12 protein-coding genes and 1 tRNA gene are annotated in these 16088 nt (G+C 37.7%); 5 read left to right on the forward strand and 8 right to left on the reverse strand.

Annotated elements, in window-relative coordinates:
- Positions 1 to 610 precede the first annotated feature (610 nt).
- From ACFSQJ_RS16385 to ACFSQJ_RS16405, 5 genes are all read right to left on the reverse strand, one after another.
- Positions 611 to 684, reverse strand: a tRNA-Asp gene (locus tag ACFSQJ_RS16385).
- A gap of 69 nt (positions 685 to 753) precedes the next feature.
- On the reverse strand, positions 754 to 1683 hold the full coding sequence (locus ACFSQJ_RS16390) for a DUF58 domain-containing protein (RefSeq protein ID WP_377768043.1): 930 nt from the start codon (positions 1681 to 1683) through the stop codon (positions 754 to 756).
- Between the two features lie 71 nt (positions 1684 to 1754).
- On the reverse strand, positions 1755 to 2072 hold the full coding sequence (gene trxA, locus ACFSQJ_RS16395) for a thioredoxin (protein ID WP_339337500.1): 318 nt from the start codon (positions 2070 to 2072) through the stop codon (positions 1755 to 1757).
- 100 nt (positions 2073 to 2172) lie between these two features.
- Complete coding sequence (dnaE, locus tag ACFSQJ_RS16400) at positions 2173 to 6561, reverse strand: DNA polymerase III subunit alpha (protein ID WP_377768044.1); 4389 nt, start codon at positions 6559 to 6561, stop codon at positions 2173 to 2175.
- A 166-nt stretch (positions 6562 to 6727) separates the two neighbouring features.
- A complete protein-coding gene (locus ACFSQJ_RS16405) occupies positions 6728 to 7183 on the reverse strand; it encodes a ferritin-like domain-containing protein (RefSeq protein ID WP_377768045.1) in 456 nt (151 codons plus the stop codon).
- 266 nt (positions 7184 to 7449) lie between these two features.
- Here ACFSQJ_RS16405 and ACFSQJ_RS16410 point away from each other — a divergent pair, with 266 nt between their 5' ends.
- The 5 genes from ACFSQJ_RS16410 (at position 7450) to ACFSQJ_RS16430 (ending at position 12042) form a co-directional block, all read left to right on the forward strand.
- On the forward strand, positions 7450 to 8097 hold the full coding sequence (locus ACFSQJ_RS16410) for a 30S ribosomal protein S16 (protein ID WP_377768046.1): 648 nt from the start codon (positions 7450 to 7452) through the stop codon (positions 8095 to 8097).
- Between the two features lie 11 nt (positions 8098 to 8108).
- Positions 8109 to 8639 (forward strand): ribosome maturation factor RimM, encoded by a 531-nt coding sequence (rimM, locus tag ACFSQJ_RS16415; protein WP_377768047.1) that lies wholly within the window; start codon positions 8109 to 8111, stop codon positions 8637 to 8639.
- 114 nt (positions 8640 to 8753) lie between these two features.
- Positions 8754 to 9467: a tRNA1(Val) (adenine(37)-N6)-methyltransferase gene (locus tag ACFSQJ_RS16420; RefSeq protein ID WP_377768048.1), complete on the forward strand. Its 714-nt coding sequence runs from the start codon at positions 8754 to 8756 to the stop codon at positions 9465 to 9467.
- Between the two features lie 55 nt (positions 9468 to 9522).
- The gene (locus tag ACFSQJ_RS16425; RefSeq protein ID WP_377768049.1) at positions 9523 to 10701 is read left to right on the forward strand and encodes an acyl-CoA dehydrogenase family protein; all 1179 of its coding nucleotides are present in this window, start codon (positions 9523 to 9525) and stop codon (positions 10699 to 10701) included.
- Between the two features lie 66 nt (positions 10702 to 10767).
- The gene (locus ACFSQJ_RS16430) at positions 10768 to 12042 is read left to right on the forward strand and encodes an aminotransferase class V-fold PLP-dependent enzyme (protein WP_377768050.1); all 1275 of its coding nucleotides are present in this window, start codon (positions 10768 to 10770) and stop codon (positions 12040 to 12042) included.
- Between the two features lie 5 nt (positions 12043 to 12047).
- Here ACFSQJ_RS16430 and ACFSQJ_RS16435 read toward each other — a convergent pair whose 3' ends face one another.
- The 3 genes from ACFSQJ_RS16435 to hutG all read right to left on the reverse strand — a co-directional run bounded on the left by ACFSQJ_RS16435 (position 12048) and on the right by hutG (position 16088).
- The gene (locus tag ACFSQJ_RS16435) at positions 12048 to 14351 is read right to left on the reverse strand and encodes an FdhF/YdeP family oxidoreductase (protein ID WP_377768051.1); all 2304 of its coding nucleotides are present in this window, start codon (positions 14349 to 14351) and stop codon (positions 12048 to 12050) included.
- A 12-nt stretch (positions 14352 to 14363) separates the two neighbouring features.
- Positions 14364 to 14735 carry a DUF7009 family protein gene (locus ACFSQJ_RS16440; protein ID WP_377768052.1) on the reverse strand — a complete coding sequence of 124 codons (372 nt, stop codon included), beginning with the start codon at positions 14733 to 14735 and terminating at the stop codon, positions 14364 to 14366.
- Between the two features lie 402 nt (positions 14736 to 15137).
- Entirely contained in the window at positions 15138 to 16088 is a 951-nt protein-coding gene (gene hutG, locus ACFSQJ_RS16445; protein WP_377768053.1) for a formimidoylglutamase, read from the reverse strand.

Here is a 16088-nt window from a genome sequence, read left to right on the forward strand (position 1 = left end):
TTCTTTAAAATGTAATCTACAGGCCTCCTCGTCCCCGAAATGAGCACTAAACGTAAATAAATTCATAAGCCAAGTGATTTAGGTTCAGTCAAATATAATAAATTATGAGTAATTACGGATATTCAAATAAAGATTATTAGAAATCAAAAACAATATGAAGTTTACTTAAAGCGGTTAAAAAATATTTTCGATGCTCAGAAGGGATCTCCTGAACTTGAAGAATTCGATTTGCTGTCTATGGTATTAGAAAAATATGAGGAAGAAAATTTTCCAATAGAAAATTGCCATCCACTGGATGCAATCCGTTTCATGATGGCTCAAAACGAAATAGATGAATCTAGGCTTGCACAATTTTAAACAATGTAAAAATTTTTGAAATTTTAAATGGTACTAGTAAGCTAGATTTGAAGGATATTCGGTCAATTAATAAACATTTAAGAATACCCGCAGAAATTTTAATTCAAGAATATTAATCTCTACTTATATCTAACCCGCAGAAGAAGTATTGGAAAAAGTACTGTTTTAGAGAATAAAAATGTATTAGTAGCCCTAATAGTAGCCCCTAAAATAAATAAACCTCTCTAAATCAAATACTTAGAGAGGTTATAAGCGGTCTGGACGGGACTCGAACCCGCGACCCCCTGCGTGACAGGCAGGTATTCTAACCAACTGAACTACCAGACCTCGCTTTTAGCGGAGGCAAATATACCTACACTTTTTCATATCAACAACCTTTTTTTGTATAAAATCTCACTAATTAAATTTTTGACGTTCCGTCATAAAGGTGTTCAATACGTTGGAAAAATTAGAAGCAACATCTACTTCTACATATTTTATTTTGTATTGTGAGCATTTAAGTTTTAAGTTTCTTAAATAATCGGTTACTTTTTCTTCGTAACGTTGTTTGATATTTTCTGCATACAGGTCAATATGTTTACCGGTTTCTACATCAAGAAAACGCTTGGGGCTATTGTCAAAATTAAAGTTTAGTTCACGGTTTCTGTCCAATATGTGAAAGAGCACTACTTCGTGCTTGTTATATTTTAGATGACGAAGGGCTTCAAAAAGTTTAGTTTCTTCAACTTCTGTTTGAAACATATCGGAAAAAAGAAAAATTAAACTTCGACGTTTGAGTTTTTCTGTAATCTGTTGTAAATAATGATAAGATCGGGTGTCTTCTGCCGGATTTTCGTTTAAAACAACAGTGTTGAGTTTATCCAACAACATTTGAAAATGGCGTTCACTACTTTTTTCGTTCACATAAAAACTATAAGCATCAGAATAAATACTTAAACCAACAGCATCTCTTTGCTTTTTAAGGATGTTCATTAAAGATGCAATAGCCAAAACACCAAAACCTATCTTATTTAAATTATCGATTGCTAAGTTTTTGACTTTGGGGTAGTACATTGAGGCCGAATTATCCAAAATCATATGGCAACGCAAATTGGTTTCCTCTTCGTAACGCTTAGTGTATAGTTTATCGGTGCGAGCGAAAAGTTTCCAATCTATGTGTTTGGTGCTTTCTCCGGTATTGTAAATTTTATGCTCGGCAAATTCTGAAGAAAATCCGTGAAACGGACTTTTATGGATGCCACTGATAAAGCCTTCGACCACTTGCTTTGCCAAAAGTTCAAGATTAGAAAATAGTTTGGCCTTATTTAGCTCAGATTTGATATCCATGAAAAACTAAGATAAAATAAAAAGGTCTGGCAATGGCCAGACCTTTTCTAAAATTTAACGATTGCTAACTATTATAATAAGGCATCGATAGCATCGGTATATACTTTCTTAGGAGATACCCCTACTTGACGACTAACGATTTCGCCATCTTTGAAAACCAATACCGTTGGAATGTTACGTACGCCGTATTTGGCTGCGAATTGTTGGTTTGCATCTACATCTACCTTACCAACAACGGCTTTACCATCGTATTCTGTACTTACTTCGTCAATAATTGGACCAACCATACGACATGGACCGCACCAAGCTGCCCAAAAATCTACTACTACTGGTTTATCACTTTTTAAAACAACTTCGTCAAAAGTTGCATCTGTTATTTCTAGTGCCATGTTTTTTTATTTACTATTTCGCAAAGTTAGTCAAATACAGGGGTGTTTCCTTACGGATTTAACATTCGTTTTGGTTATTGGTATATCAGTAAAACTTATATTAATTAAGTTTATAATGAACTTCTTGCTCCTCCAATGTATGCAATAATTCACTTGTTATATTTACTTTTTGTTTTCTGCTGGATAGGCTTAATTTTATTTCCTCTTCCATTTCATAAACAATAAAATTTAAAGGATGACTGCCTTTATGAGAACGTAAAGTGTCTTTTAAGGCGATAATGCGTTTTTCTTGCAAGGCAGCAATATCAAGTTTTATGGTCAATTTCTTTGCATAAGAATCCATGACGTCTTGCAATTGCTTAAAGTCATTGTATTGAAGTCGAGGGTCTCCCTTTTTACCGGTTTCTCTATTTGTCCACCCTTCACGCACAAATACTTTGATATAGGCAAAAGAGTTGATCATTAAAAAGTGCCTGAATTTTAGATATTCTTCACCAAAAATTCGAAACTCATGCGTATCGGTGTAATCTTCTAGGGTAAAAGCTGCCCACCCTTTTCCATTTTTAGAAATACGATGTTGCACATCGGTAATAACGCCCGCAAAAGACAGTTCGCGATTTACGTAGCCATCTAGGTCGTCTTTAAAAACTGATACGCTTGTATTACAGAAAGCGGTAATTTCTTTTTTGAAATCATCTAGAGGGTGACCAGAAAGATAAATGCCTACGACCTCTTTCTCTCGTCTTAGTTTTTCCATAGTGCCCCAATCTTCGCATGGGGGGACCGTCGGTTCTGGAATTTGCACTTCGCTAGAATCACCAAACAAACTGACTTGTGAAGAGTTTTCATTTTCTTGAAACTTTGCCCCGTATTTGATTACTTTTTCAAGAAACGAAATTCCATCACCTTCGTCATGAAAGTATTGTGCCCGTAAAGTATCGCCAAAAGAATCAAATCCACCAGCAACCGCTAAATTTTCAAAAGCTTTTTTGTTCGCGGCACGTAAATCGATGCGTTTGGCCATATCAAAAACCGATTTGAAGGGGCCATTCTCTTTGCGTTCATCTACAATGGATTGTACGGCAGAACGGCCAACTCCTTTTATGGCACCCATACCGAAACGCACGGCGTAGTCTTTGTTTACCGCAAATTTATAGAACGATTCGTTTACATCAGGGCCAAGTACATCTAGGCCCATGCGTTTACATTCTTCCATAAAGAAAGTTACCTGCTTAATGTCGTTCATATTGTTAGACAAAACCGCTGCCATATATTCGGCAGGGTAGTGGGCCTTTAGATAGGCCGTTTGGTAAGCAATATATGCGTAGCAGGTTGAATGACTTTTATTAAATGCATAAGATGCGAAGGCTTCCCAATCTTTCCATATTTTCTCTAAGACTTCCCTCGGATGTCCGTTCTTTTCTCCGCCATCTAAAAATTGCGGTTTTAATTTTTGTAGTAGGGCAAATATCTTCTTACCCATGGCTTTTCTTAGCACATCGGCATCACCTTTAGAGAAACCTGCAATCTTTTGTGACAAACGCATCACCTGCTCTTGATAAACCGTAATGCCATAGGTGTCTTTTAGATACTCCTCCATTTCAGGAAGGTCATAGGTTATCTCTTCCTCACCATGTTTACGGGCGATAAAACTGGGAATGTATTCCATTGGTCCTGGACGATACAAAGCATTCATGGCAATGAGATCATCAAAAACCGAAGGTTTAAGGTTTTTCATATGCTTTTGCATCCCCGGAGATTCGTATTGAAATATACCAACCGTATCACCACGTTGAAACAATTCATAAGTTTTCTCATCATCTAGAGGAAAATCATCTGGCACCAAATCTTCACCGGTTCTTGCTTTTACAATTTTAACCGTGTCTTTAATAAGTGTCAAGGTTTTTAATCCTAAGAAATCCATCTTTAGAAGCCCCGCACTTTCTACTACTGAGTTATCAAACTGGGTGACATATAAATCAGAATCTTTTGCAGTGGCCACTGGTACGAAATTGGTAATATCATCTGGCGTAATAATAACGCCACAAGCATGTATTCCTGTATTTCGCAATGACCCTTCTAGAACACGGGCCATATTTACAGTTCTACCTTCTAAATCATCTCCTTCTGAAATATTGAGCAATTGATGAACCTTATCTAGGTCATCAGCTCTAAATTTCTTTTTTAAGTCCGCATCCGACTGCCCAAAAATCTTACCTAATTTAGACATGGTCGGAATCAGCTTGGCAATACGGTCGGCATCATTCAAGGGTAAATCTAAAACACGAGCGGTATCTCTAATGGATGATTTAGCGGCCATAGTACCGTAAGTAATAATCTGAGCTACTTGGTTGGCGCCGTATTTATTGATGACATACTCCATCACCCGACCACGACCCTCATCATCAAAATCAATATCGATATCGGGCATTGAAACCCTATCTGGATTTAAGAATCGCTCAAAAAGTAAATCGTACTTAAGCGGGTCTATATTGGTGATTTTTAAACAGTATGCAACTACGGAACCTGCTGCCGAACCACGACCAGGCCCAACGGAAACATCCATATTACGAGCTTCGCGAATAAAATCTTCTACGATTAAAAAATAACCTGGATAACCGGAGTTTTCAATTGTTTTTAGCTCAAAATCTATTCGTTCTTTAATTTCATCTGTTACCTCCCCATAGCGTTTTTCCGCTCCTTTGTAGGTGATGTGTTTTAGATATGCATTTTCACCTCTTTTGCCTCCATCAATTGCATCTTCTTCTACCTTAAACTCGGCAGGAATATCAAATTCGGGTAACAAAACGTCACGGGCCAGATCAAAAGCTTCTACCTTGCTTACAATCTCTTGCAGATTTAATATAGCTTCTGGAATGTCTTTGAATAAGGTCTTCATTTCATCAGAAGACTTGAAGTAGTATTCTTGGTTAGGTAGGCCATAGCGGTAACCACGACCCCTACCTATGGGTGTGGTCTGTTTTTCGCCATCTTTTACGCATAACAGAATATCGTGGGCTTCTGCATCTTCTTTGTTACCATAGTAGGTGTTGTTCGATGCAACCAATTTTACATCGTGCTTTTTGGCAAATTCTAAAAGTACCTTATTGACACGGTCTTCATCTTCTTGCCCATGGCGCATGATTTCAAGATAGAAGTCCTCTCCAAATTCTTGTTTCCACCATGATAAGGCATCTTCGGCTTGTTTTTCGCCCACATTGAGTACTTTGCCGGGTATTTCTCCATACAGGTTTCCAGAGAGTACAATGATATCTTCTTTGTATTGCTGTATTACCTTTTTATCAATTCTTGGAACGTAATAAAATCCGTCGGTATAGGCAATAGAAGACATTTTTGCCAAGTTATGGTAGCCGTTTTTGTTTTTAGCAAGTAGCACAATTTGATAGCCGTAGTCTTTTACATTTTTATTGGTGTGGTCTTCACAAACAAAAAATTCGCAGCCTATAATTGGGGTGATTTCTTTTTCTGTTTCTGGTTCACCCTTCTCTAGAGCTGCAGCGTTTTTTTCTTTAGCCGCCATGTTATGCGCTTTTACTTCTTTTACAAAATGAAAGGCGCCCATCATATTGGCATGATCTGTTAAAGCTACTGCCGGCATATTGGCGTTAGCGGTTTGCTTTACCAGTTCTTTCATCGACATGGTGGATTGCAAAACAGAAAACTGCGAGTGATTATGCAGGTGTACAAAATCAACACCGGCTAAATCTTTAGCATTTTCCTTAAGCTCTTGTTCCGATATTCCACCGGTATCCTTATTCCAAAGGGCATCGGCTATTTTTTTAGATGCTTTCTTTAGATTGAGGTGTTTCAAACCAATGAGCTGAATCTCGTTTGGATTAGCTTCCGAAAAATTTTGAAAATAATCGGGTTGAACGTCTAACTGCTTCTTGGTATATTGTTTTCTTCGTACAAGCTCTAAGAAACAGCGGGTCGTTGCTTCAACATCTGCGGTGGCATTGTGGGCTTCGGCAAAAGGTCCGTTAAAAAGATACTCATGAAGTTCCGTAAGGGTAGGAAGCTTGAATTTACCTCCACGCCCTCCTGGTATTTGGCAAAGTTGGGCCGTATGTTCCGTACAAGTATCCAATACGGGTAAATCTTGTAAGGGATTAGCAACATTTTCTCGATGGAACTCCGCTCCCATAATGTTAACGTCAAAGCCAACATTTTGCCCGACTACAAATTTGGCTTTGGCCAAAGCTTCATTAAAACGTTCCAGAACCTCATTTAACGGAATCCCTTCTTGTTCGGCTAGCCCGGTAGAAATTCCGTGGATCTGTTCTGCTTCATAAGGAATATTAAACCCTTCTGGTTGTACCAAATAATCTTGATGTTCTACCAAGTTTCCCATGCTGTCATGCAACTGCCATGCAATTTGTATGCAACGTGGCCAATTATCAGTATCGGTTATAGGGGCATCCCAACGTTTGGGAAGACCTGTGGTTTCAGTATCAAAGATTAGGTACATATGTTAAATTCTGTCAGTTCGGGCGGAGGCAAGAACCTATTAAAAAGTAAGGAATAAAAATAGCTAAAAAGCTTATTTAGGTAAAGGAGAGTTGTAATGAGTTATCAACCAAAAAAAAGCTGGGCATTAGCCCAGCTTTTACATATCAATCAATCAAAACAACCTATTACGAGACTGCATTTTCATAGAGGTCGGCCGTTTTGAGCGTTTCTCTAATCGCATTGCGTTGTCTCATTAATAAACTTTCCGTAGATGGTGGTAATACGAACTCTTTGTCATGTAAGATGTCATTGTAGGTTTCAATGGCTTCTTCTTCACCACATTTTACCTCTTCTAACATTGCTTCTTCATTTTCGTTGTTAAATAACGATTTGAAATCAATCCACGTTCTGTGTAATTTTCCTTTTAAGCTTCCTCCTTTTTCTGGCTCTTGGCCAAATGCTTTGATTTCAGCCTTTAGCTCATGCCCGAAATCATATCGTTGTTGGGCTCTTTTTTGAAAAAATTCTTTGATAATCGTATTGTTTACCTTTTCCGCTACTTGCTTAAAGCCTTTTTCGGCGTCATAGGTTCTTTCTAATAAATCGTTTAATTTGTTCGACATTTCAATTGTGTACTTCATAATATTCATCTTCATTTTTAATTTGTCTGTTATTGTCTCTCAATAACTACACTATATAACCTACAGTTTTTTTGCAAAAAGTCAAGTAGATACAGGGGTTTAACAAAGATTTAGAGGATTGGGGCCGTAGTGTTAAAGAGATTTAACTTTCTAAGGCTGTAATAGTTGAATATTTTAAAATTAAATGTATTTTTGCACCCGCTTTGTAAGTAAAGTGATTAAAAGAATTAATAATCTGGGTCGGGCACCCTACAAATTAATGTGATATGCCAGTAAAAATTAGATTGCAACGCCACGGTAAAAAAGGAAAACCATTCTATTGGATCGTTGCTGCGGATTCTCGTGCAAAAAGAGACGGTAAATTTTTGGAAAAATTAGGAACTTATAATCCTAATACAAACCCTGCTACGATTAATGTAAATGTAGACAGTTCTGTTCAATGGTTAAGCAATGGAGCACAACCTACAGATACTGCAAGGGCAATTTTGTCATACAAAGGAGTGCTTATGAAGCATCACTTATTGGGTGGTGTTCGTAAAGGAGCATTTACCGAAGAGCAGGCTGAAGAAAAATTTCAAGCTTGGGTAGCCGAGAAAGAAAAGTCGGTAGCTGCTAAAGTAGATGGTCTTGATAAGGCGCAGGCAGATGCGAAAGCAAAAGCACTAGAAGCCGAAAAAGAATTTAGTGAAAAAAGAGCCGCTGCTGCATTGCCAGAAGTTGAAGAAGCTGCAGAAGAAGTAGTTGAAGAAAGTGCGCCAGTTGTAGAAGAAGTTGCTGCAGAGGCAACTGAAGTTGCAGAAGAGGTTAAAGAGGAAGTAGCTGAGGCTGTAGAAGAAGTTAAGGAAGAAGCTCCTGCAAAAGTAGAAGCTAAAGCCGAAGAAGCTGCTCCAGAGGCTAGCTCAGAAGAAGAGTAGAAATTTAGACGATGCAAAAGGAAGATTGTTTCTACCTAGGCAAAGTCGTTTCAAAATATAGTTTCAAAGGGGAGGTATTGGCTAAAATCGATACCGATGAACCGGAGATTTACGAAAACATGGAATCAGTTTTTGTTTCACTAGGGAACAATCTGGTTCCATTTTTTATTGATAGATGTCGTTTACATAAATCAACCTTACTTCGTATTGACTTTGAAGAAGTAAAAGATGAATCTGCTGCAGATAGAATTTTGGGTGCAGAATTGTATTTACCGCTTGCAATGCTCCCAAAACTCAGTGGCAACAAGTTTTATTTTCATGAAGTCATAGGATTTACTTTGATGGACGAAGTTCATGGCGATATTGGGGTGATACAATCGATCAACGATTCTGCATCACAGGTGCTTTTTGAAGCCAAAAAGGGGAATAAAGAATTGCTGATTCCGGTTTCGGACGATATCATTACCAAAGTGGATAGAGCATCCAAAAAAATCTATGTTACTACACCGGAAGGGTTGGTGGATTTGTATCTTGGGTACTAATTAAGTTCAAGTTCAAGCATCAAATTCAAACTCAAGATTTTTAAGTGTATTGGTCACACTGAGCTTGTCGAAGTGTGTTAATAATCATAAAGTGATTTTGTAATTTCTAAATTAATGTCCAAACCCTTTAAGTTTAAAGAATTTATCATAAATCAAGACCGATGCGCTATGAAGGTAGGTACGGATGGGGTCTTGCTTGGGGCATGGACAACATTAGAAAATAACCCTGAATCAGTCTTGGATATTGGAGCAGGTACTGGGTTAATTGCATTACAACTTGCTCAACGTTCAGCAGCAGAAACTATAGACGCTATTGAGTTGGATGATGATGCATATGAGCAATGTGTTGAGAATTTTGAAGCTTCGCCTTGGGGTGATAGGCTTTTCTGTTATCATGCAAGTCTGCAAGAATTTGTTGAGGAAATGGATGACAGTTATGATTTAATTGTTTCAAATCCACCATTTTATTCGGAAGACGTCTCTAGTGGTGATAAAGCACGGGACAATGCGAGACAAAATTTAGCATTACCTTTTGATATGCTTTTAAGGGCAGCGGAAAATTTACTTTCTTCAAACGGCAGCTTTGCTACTATTATTCCTTTTAAAGAGGAGAAAGAATTTTGTTCTCTGGCCTTAAATTCTAATTTATATGCTAATCGAATTACAAGGGTAAAAGGGAGTCCAGATTCAGAAATAAAAAGAAGCTTATTGCAATTTTCATTTGAAGAAAATGAGCTCAAAGAAGATGAGCTTGTTATTGAAATAAGCAGACATGAATATACGCAAGAGTATCAAGAATTAACAAAAGCTTTCTACTTGAAAATGTAACAGACGTGATGTGAAATGTTACATATCATTAGTACCTTTGGTAAAATTTTTTTGCATGAAGCCTGATTTATTTGAAGCTCCTGATTATTACAATTTAGACGATTTACTTTCTGAAGAACACAAATTGGTTCGCGATGCTGCTCGCCAATGGGTAAAGCGTGATATCTCCCCAATTATTGAAGACTATGCCCAAAAGGCAGAATTTCCAAAACAGATTATCGGAGGTTTGGCAGAAATCGGTGCTTTTGGTCCTTATATTCCAGAAGAATATGGTGGGGCAGGTCTTGACCAAATCAGTTATGGCTTAATAATGCAAGAAATCGAACGCGGCGATAGTGGTGTTCGGTCTACAGCTTCGGTACAGTCTTCGTTGGTAATGTATCCTATTTTTACGTATGGTACAGAAGAGCAACGTAAAAAATATTTGCCAAAACTGGCTACAGGAGAATGGATGGGCTGTTTTGGACTTACGGAGCCGAATCATGGGTCAAACCCAGGTGGTATGGAAACCAAATACAAAGATATGGGAGACCATTATTTGTTGAATGGCGCTAAATTATGGATTTCAAATTCTCCTTTTGCAGATGTTGCCGTTGTGTGGGCCAAGAATGAAGAAGGAAGAATACATGGTCTAATTGTAGAGCGTGATATGGAAGGTTTTTCAACGCCCGAAACACATAATAAATGGTCTTTGCGCGCTTCCGCTACGGGTGAACTTATTTTTGACAATGTAAAAGTGCCTAAAGAAAATTTATTACCAAATAAATCTGGACTTGGAGCACCGCTTGGTTGTTTAGATTCTGCTCGTTATGGTATTGCATGGGGTGCTATCGGCGCGGCCATGGATTGCTATGATACGGCGTTACGTTATGCCAAAGAACGTATTCAGTTTGGAAAGCCAATTGCTGCTTTCCAATTACAGCAGAAAAAATTAGCTGAAATGATTACCGAAATCACTAAAGCTCAATTATTGGCTTTTCGTTTGGGGCAATTAAAGAATGAAGGTAGAGCTACTACGGCTCAAATTTCTATGGCCAAACGTAATAATGTTGATATGGCCATTAAAATTGCGCGCGAAGCCAGACAAATGTTAGGCGGAATGGGTATTACTGGCGAGTATAGTATTATGCGGCATATGATGAACCTTGAAAGTGTGATTACTTATGAAGGTACTCATGACATCCATTTATTAATCACTGGTGCTGATATTACGGGGCATCAAGCATTCAAATAAATTTATCGGTCTTAAGAATTTCTCTTGTACTTTTAACATCGTAGCAGGTGTATAAAGAAAAGAGTGATGGATTCTGAAAATAGAAGAAAGTTTTTAAAACGTTTTGGTCAAGGTGCCTTAGCATCGATGACAATGCCCGTATTTGGTAATACCTTAAAAGATGATTGGAAGGCTGAAGGTATTTTTGAAGGAGAGGCTAATACTGAAGCCTACTGGGAGCTTGTAAAATCTCAATTCAACCTAGCAGAAGGGCTAAGATATTTTAATAATGCTTCTCTTGGAGCTTCATCAGTTAAAATTCAACAAGAAACCCAAAAGTTCAGAAATCTACTGGATGGTTTTCCATCGAAATATATGTGGGGAGGGTGGTATGATGAAAAAGAAGCGGTGCGTAAAAAAGTTGCTAGGTTATTCTCAGTCACTGACGAAGAAATCGCATTGATTCATAATACTACAGAAGGTATGAATCTTATTGCTAGAAGTTTTGATTTGCAACCAGGAGATGAAATTATTCTGGCCAATCATGAACACGCAAGCGGAACCATTCCTTGGGAAGTTTGGCAAGAAACTAAAGGTGTCAAGTTGGTGCGGCCAGAATTACCTATTCTACCCAAAAGTATTGAGGAATTGACCACAGTTTATAGAAAGGCAATTACACCTAAAACAAAGCTAATATCCATGTGCCATATCGTGAATACCAATGGGATGATATTACCTGTAAAAGAGGTGTCAAAAATGGCACATGAAAAAGGGATTTTAGTTGCTGTAGATGGTGCGCAATCTGCAGGAATGTTTACAATCGATTTAAATAATCTAGGCTGTGATTTTTATACTGCCAGTTCACATAAATGGCTTTTTTCACCTAAGGGAGTCGGTATTTTTTATGCAAAACAAGAAAGTCAAAAATATCTAAAACCTCTAATGGTCGCTAGGGGTTATCAAGACCAGAGTATTCGCCGATTGGAGAATTATAACACACGAAATCTTCCAGAGGTTTTGGGCTTAGGGGCTTCTATCGATTTTCATAATACCATAGGTGCAGAAGAGATACATAAACGGAGTTTTGAACTTAAGTCTTACTTCCGCTCGAAATTAGAAAATGATAATCGTTTTACTTTAAAGAGTCCTGTTTCAGGTCAACTTTCTTCGGCAATACAAGTAGTTGAGGTAAACGGAAAAAATGTAAAAGAGGTGAAACAAAGTCTTTGGGAAAAGCATGGTATTGATTGCAGACCCATGAGCAGTCATGGGCTCAATGCCCTCAGATTATCTTTTGCTATTTATATGACCAAAAAAGATATTGATTATTTGGTCGATGCACTTGATGCAGTTGCCGGTTGAATAACTTAAGAATCTTTTTTTTGAATCTGCACTTTAATCGACTTGCTAATTGGGGTTTTGCTTCTATCTGCAAAATGATTGTGGGGCACCAAAACATTTGTCTCCGGAAAATAGGCAGCCAAATTTCCCTTTGGAATTTTATAGGGTACGATAATAAAATTGTGCGCAACCCTTTTGGTATCATTATAGTTGCTTGCGATATTCACGATATCCTGTTTTTGTAGCTGTAACCTTTCCATATCTTTTTCATTCATAAACAACACTCTTCTTTCATTGTAAACCCCACGATATCTGTCGTCGAGACCATAAATAGTAGTATTGAACTGATCGTGTGAGCGTATGGTCATGAGCATAAATTCATTGGTCTTTAAATCATGCTTAGGCAATCTATTAATGGTCAATTGCGCCTTTCCGTTGGGTAATTTGCTAAAATCAAGTTCGCGAACGTTATTGGGTAAATAGTACCCCACACCTTTAGAACGTTCGTCGGTTTTTTCAAAACCTTTGATGACCTTATCAATAAGTTGTCGCACCAGACCATAATCTTGACCAAGTGTTTTCCAATCCATGGCATGTTTGCCTTCAAAAAAAGTATGCGCCAGGTTGGCAATAATTTCAGGTTCGCTCATTAGGTTTTCTGAAGCAGGTTTTAATATCCCTTTCGACTGCGTAACTCGCCCCATACTATTCTCAACGGTAAAATTCCGTTGTTTTCCATTTTTTAAATCCTTTTCTGAACGTCCTAAGGTTGGTAAAATCAAAGCAGTTTTCCCAGTAACCAAATGGGTGCGATTTAATTTGGTACTCACTTGCAGAGTAAGCTCACACTGTTGCAATGCCTCGGCTGTATATTTTGTATCTGATGCGGCCATTAGAAAATTACCACCTAAGCACATAAATACCTTGGCTTTGCCTTCATGCATGGCCTTCATGGCCCCAACTGTATCTACCCCTTCCTTTGTGGGTGGTATAAAGCCTAGGTGTTTTTCAATAGTTGCGTTTAACTCGGTATTTACAAAATGTTGAATACCAACAGAGCGATCACCTTGCACATTACTGTGACCACGAACTGGGCAAGTGCCGGCAAAGGGTTTTCCAATAGCACCTTTTAAAAGAAGGAGATTTACGTATTCTCGTATATTTTCTACCCCATTTTTATGTTGGGTAAGGCCCATTGCCCAGCAGACAACAATTTTGGATTTTTTGGCCAGCAGCGCTACAGTTTGGTTTATTTTTTCTTCAAGAACGCCACATTTTTCCAGTAAGTCTTTTTCATCATAGCTATTGATATTCTCTAGTAACTCATTATATCCTTGTACATAGGTCTTGATAAAATCGTGATCAAAAACCGATTTGTCTATAGCGTCAAGCTTTGCCAATCGTTTTAAAATTAATTTGACCAAAGCAATATCTTGATTGATTTTTACCTGTAAATGAATATCGGCCAAATCTGTGCCATTACCTACCAGACCTTTTAAATTTTGCGGATTTCGAAAATTGATGAGCCCAGTTTCCTCTAATGGATTTATACTAATAACCGTGCCTCCGTTTTTCTTACATTTTTCTAAGGCGGTTAACATTCTCGGATGATTTGTGCCTGGGTTTTGCCCTGCAACAATGACCACTTCTGCTCCATACAAATCCTCTAATTTTATGGAGCCTTTGCCAATTCCTAAAGTTTCACCCAGTGCTACACCGCTACTTTCATGACACATATTAGAGCAATCGGGCATATTGTTAGTACCCAGCGCGCGGGCGAACATTCCGTATAAAAAGGCAGCTTCGTTACTAGAGCGACCAGAGGTATAAAAAATAGCTTCATCTGGGGAATCTAATTTTTTTAATTGTTGGGCTATTAAGTCAAACGCATTTTGCCAAGTAATGGGTTCGTAATGACTGCTTTCAGGCTTTAGCACAAGGGGCTCTACCAATCTTCCAACTTTGTTGAGCTCATAATCTGTGAGTTGAGAAAGTTCTTCCACAGAGTGCTTTTTAAAGAAGTCTATGTCTGCTTTTGAGGTGGTGGCTTCATCAGCTAAGGCCTTTGCACCATTTTCGCAATATTCTGCAATTTTTGAAGGTTTTTCAGGGTCTGGCCAGGCGCAACTAGGGCAATCGAAGCCGTCTTTTTGGTTCATTTCCAACAAGCCCCTCATTGACCTTACAATTCCCATTTCTTTAAAACCATGGCGTAATGCCTCCTTTACACCCAATAAACCTGCGGCATGGGTGACAGATTCACTTAATTCAAGCCCCGTGAATGCTATTTTGCCGGTATAAGAAACCTTTCTCTTACTATCTTTTTTCATAGGGAGCCGAATTTAAGCTTCAGTTGATTTTGGATTAGGGTAATTATCGGATTGATCTTCTAGTCTATTATCTAAACATGTAAAATCCTTTTCTACAAGTATAAAGAGAGTTTTGTTCTTAGTTAGTTTTTGTACATTTTCAAAACCAACTTCATTTGTATTGTACCAATCGTGGCCAATGTTGTAGGGCAGATAACATATGATTTTATTATCGTGAAAGCTTACACTTTGGGTATCATGCTCTTTTGATAATTCAACTGCATAAACAAAGTCTTGATTTAAAAATTCGGTTTTGTCTTCTATATGCCCTGTACTACAAAGCCTTTGTACTTCAGATTTGGTTAATCTAAACCGTATTGTATTTCCTTTAATTCTAATTTTCATTTCAAAAAAAATGGCTTACCACTAAAATTATGGGATTAAACCATAACAATCTATGAGTTCACATCATTTTTTATGTATTACCACTGTTTCAGTATACTTTTATCTTGTTACTAATTAAGAAAGTAAATTTTTTCATTTTCATATAGTGTTCTCGTAAAAGGGTTTTGCCAACTGGTGAAGCCCTTTTTTAGTTGGTAGAGTTTACAAACGAGTTAAAGGATTGTTGCAGATAAATTATGGCCTTGATAGAAGTCGAATCCACTTTTTTATTTTAAAAGTAAAAGCTTTACTATCTTTGTAGTGTTGTGTTGGGCTTTAATTCGATACACAGAATTAAAGCTAGGTATTGCATTAATTTGCAAACCAATGAAAGGCTTTCCTTTTGGGAGGCTTTTTTTGTGTTTAAAACTTGGTGTGAATTACATGATGCACTAAAGAAGCAGCGAGTTTTGCGGTTTGTCCATCCCTGTCATATTTAGGATTCATCTCGGCCATGTCAATACTGATTACCTTTTTGGAGGCTAAGATTATTTTTAAACAGGCCATCACAACATTAGGCTCGAAGCCCATAGGAGATGCTGCGCTAACTCCCGGAGCATAAGCTGAAGAAAAGCCATCTAAATCAATGGTGACATAAACTTTGTCAACGGTATCAATAAAGATTTGCAGTTGTTTTAGTATGGCCTTTAAATTAAATAGGGCGAACTTGTTTCTTAGCACATAATCAACTTTGAATTCTTTGGCAGTTTTAAAAAGTTGGGCATCATTCGCATCTTTTCGAATTCCCAAACAAAGGTATTTGAATGTAGTATTCTCTTTTGCTATTTGATAAAAAGGAGTGCCAGAATTACTTCCGTCAAGGTTTGCACGCAAATCAAAATGCGCATCAAAATTTATAATTCCAATAGTACGGTTCTTATTTTTTGAAGCTAGGTATTTTTTAATACCATTGTAATGACCATAAGCAATATCATGTCCGCCACCTAGGAGAATAGGAAAGGTGTTTTTTTGCAGTAAGGCAAAAACTTGCTCTGAGAGTAGTTCTTGGGCTTTTTCCAAATCAGTATCAAAACAAACAATATCTCCAACATCAAAAACATGCTCAGTATTGGATAAGTGGTTGGGCATTTTAGACAATGCTTTTCGTATTGCATTTGGACCTTCTTTTGCGCCGACCCTTCCCTGATTTCTTTTTACCCCCTCATCGCAGGAATAACCTAAAATCGCAATAGCTTTTTCTTCGGTTTTTGGCAATGATGAAGCCGATATTAACTTTACTTTTTCATGTAAATAAAGCTCTTGGTTAGAAACCCTTCCTGTCCAATTTTCTGGTCGTGGATTTTGATATGCCAT

This window comes from Croceitalea marina, assembly GCF_042684265.1.
Taxonomy (GTDB): domain Bacteria; phylum Bacteroidota; class Bacteroidia; order Flavobacteriales; family Flavobacteriaceae; genus Croceitalea; species Croceitalea marina.

Coding starts and splice junctions, on each gene's coding strand:
- ACFSQJ_RS16420 (WP_377768048.1), top strand. CDS start 8,754: ATGTCCAAACCCTTTAAGTTTAAAGAATTTATCATAAATCAAGACCGA.
- ACFSQJ_RS16425 (WP_377768049.1), top strand. CDS start 9,523: ATGAAGCCTGATTTATTTGAAGCTCCTGATTATTACAATTTAGACGAT.
- rimM (WP_377768047.1), top strand. CDS start 8,109: ATGCAAAAGGAAGATTGTTTCTACCTAGGCAAAGTCGTTTCAAAATAT.
- ACFSQJ_RS16435 (WP_377768051.1), bottom strand. CDS start 14,351: ATGAAAAAAGATAGTAAGAGAAAGGTTTCTTATACCGGCAAAATAGCA.
- hutG (WP_377768053.1), bottom strand. CDS start 16,088: ATGGCATATCAAAATCCACGACCAGAAAATTGGACAGGAAGGGTTTCT.
- ACFSQJ_RS16440 (WP_377768052.1), bottom strand. CDS start 14,735: ATGAAAATTAGAATTAAAGGAAATACAATACGGTTTAGATTAACCAAA.
- ACFSQJ_RS16390 (WP_377768043.1), bottom strand. CDS start 1,683: ATGGATATCAAATCTGAGCTAAATAAGGCCAAACTATTTTCTAATCTT.
- trxA (WP_339337500.1), bottom strand. CDS start 2,072: ATGGCACTAGAAATAACAGATGCAACTTTTGACGAAGTTGTTTTAAAA.
- ACFSQJ_RS16410 (WP_377768046.1), top strand. CDS start 7,450: ATGCCAGTAAAAATTAGATTGCAACGCCACGGTAAAAAAGGAAAACCA.
- dnaE (WP_377768044.1), bottom strand. CDS start 6,561: ATGTACCTAATCTTTGATACTGAAACCACAGGTCTTCCCAAACGTTGG.
- ACFSQJ_RS16430 (WP_377768050.1), top strand. CDS start 10,768: ATGGATTCTGAAAATAGAAGAAAGTTTTTAAAACGTTTTGGTCAAGGT.
- ACFSQJ_RS16405 (WP_377768045.1), bottom strand. CDS start 7,183: ATGAAGTACACAATTGAAATGTCGAACAAATTAAACGATTTATTAGAA.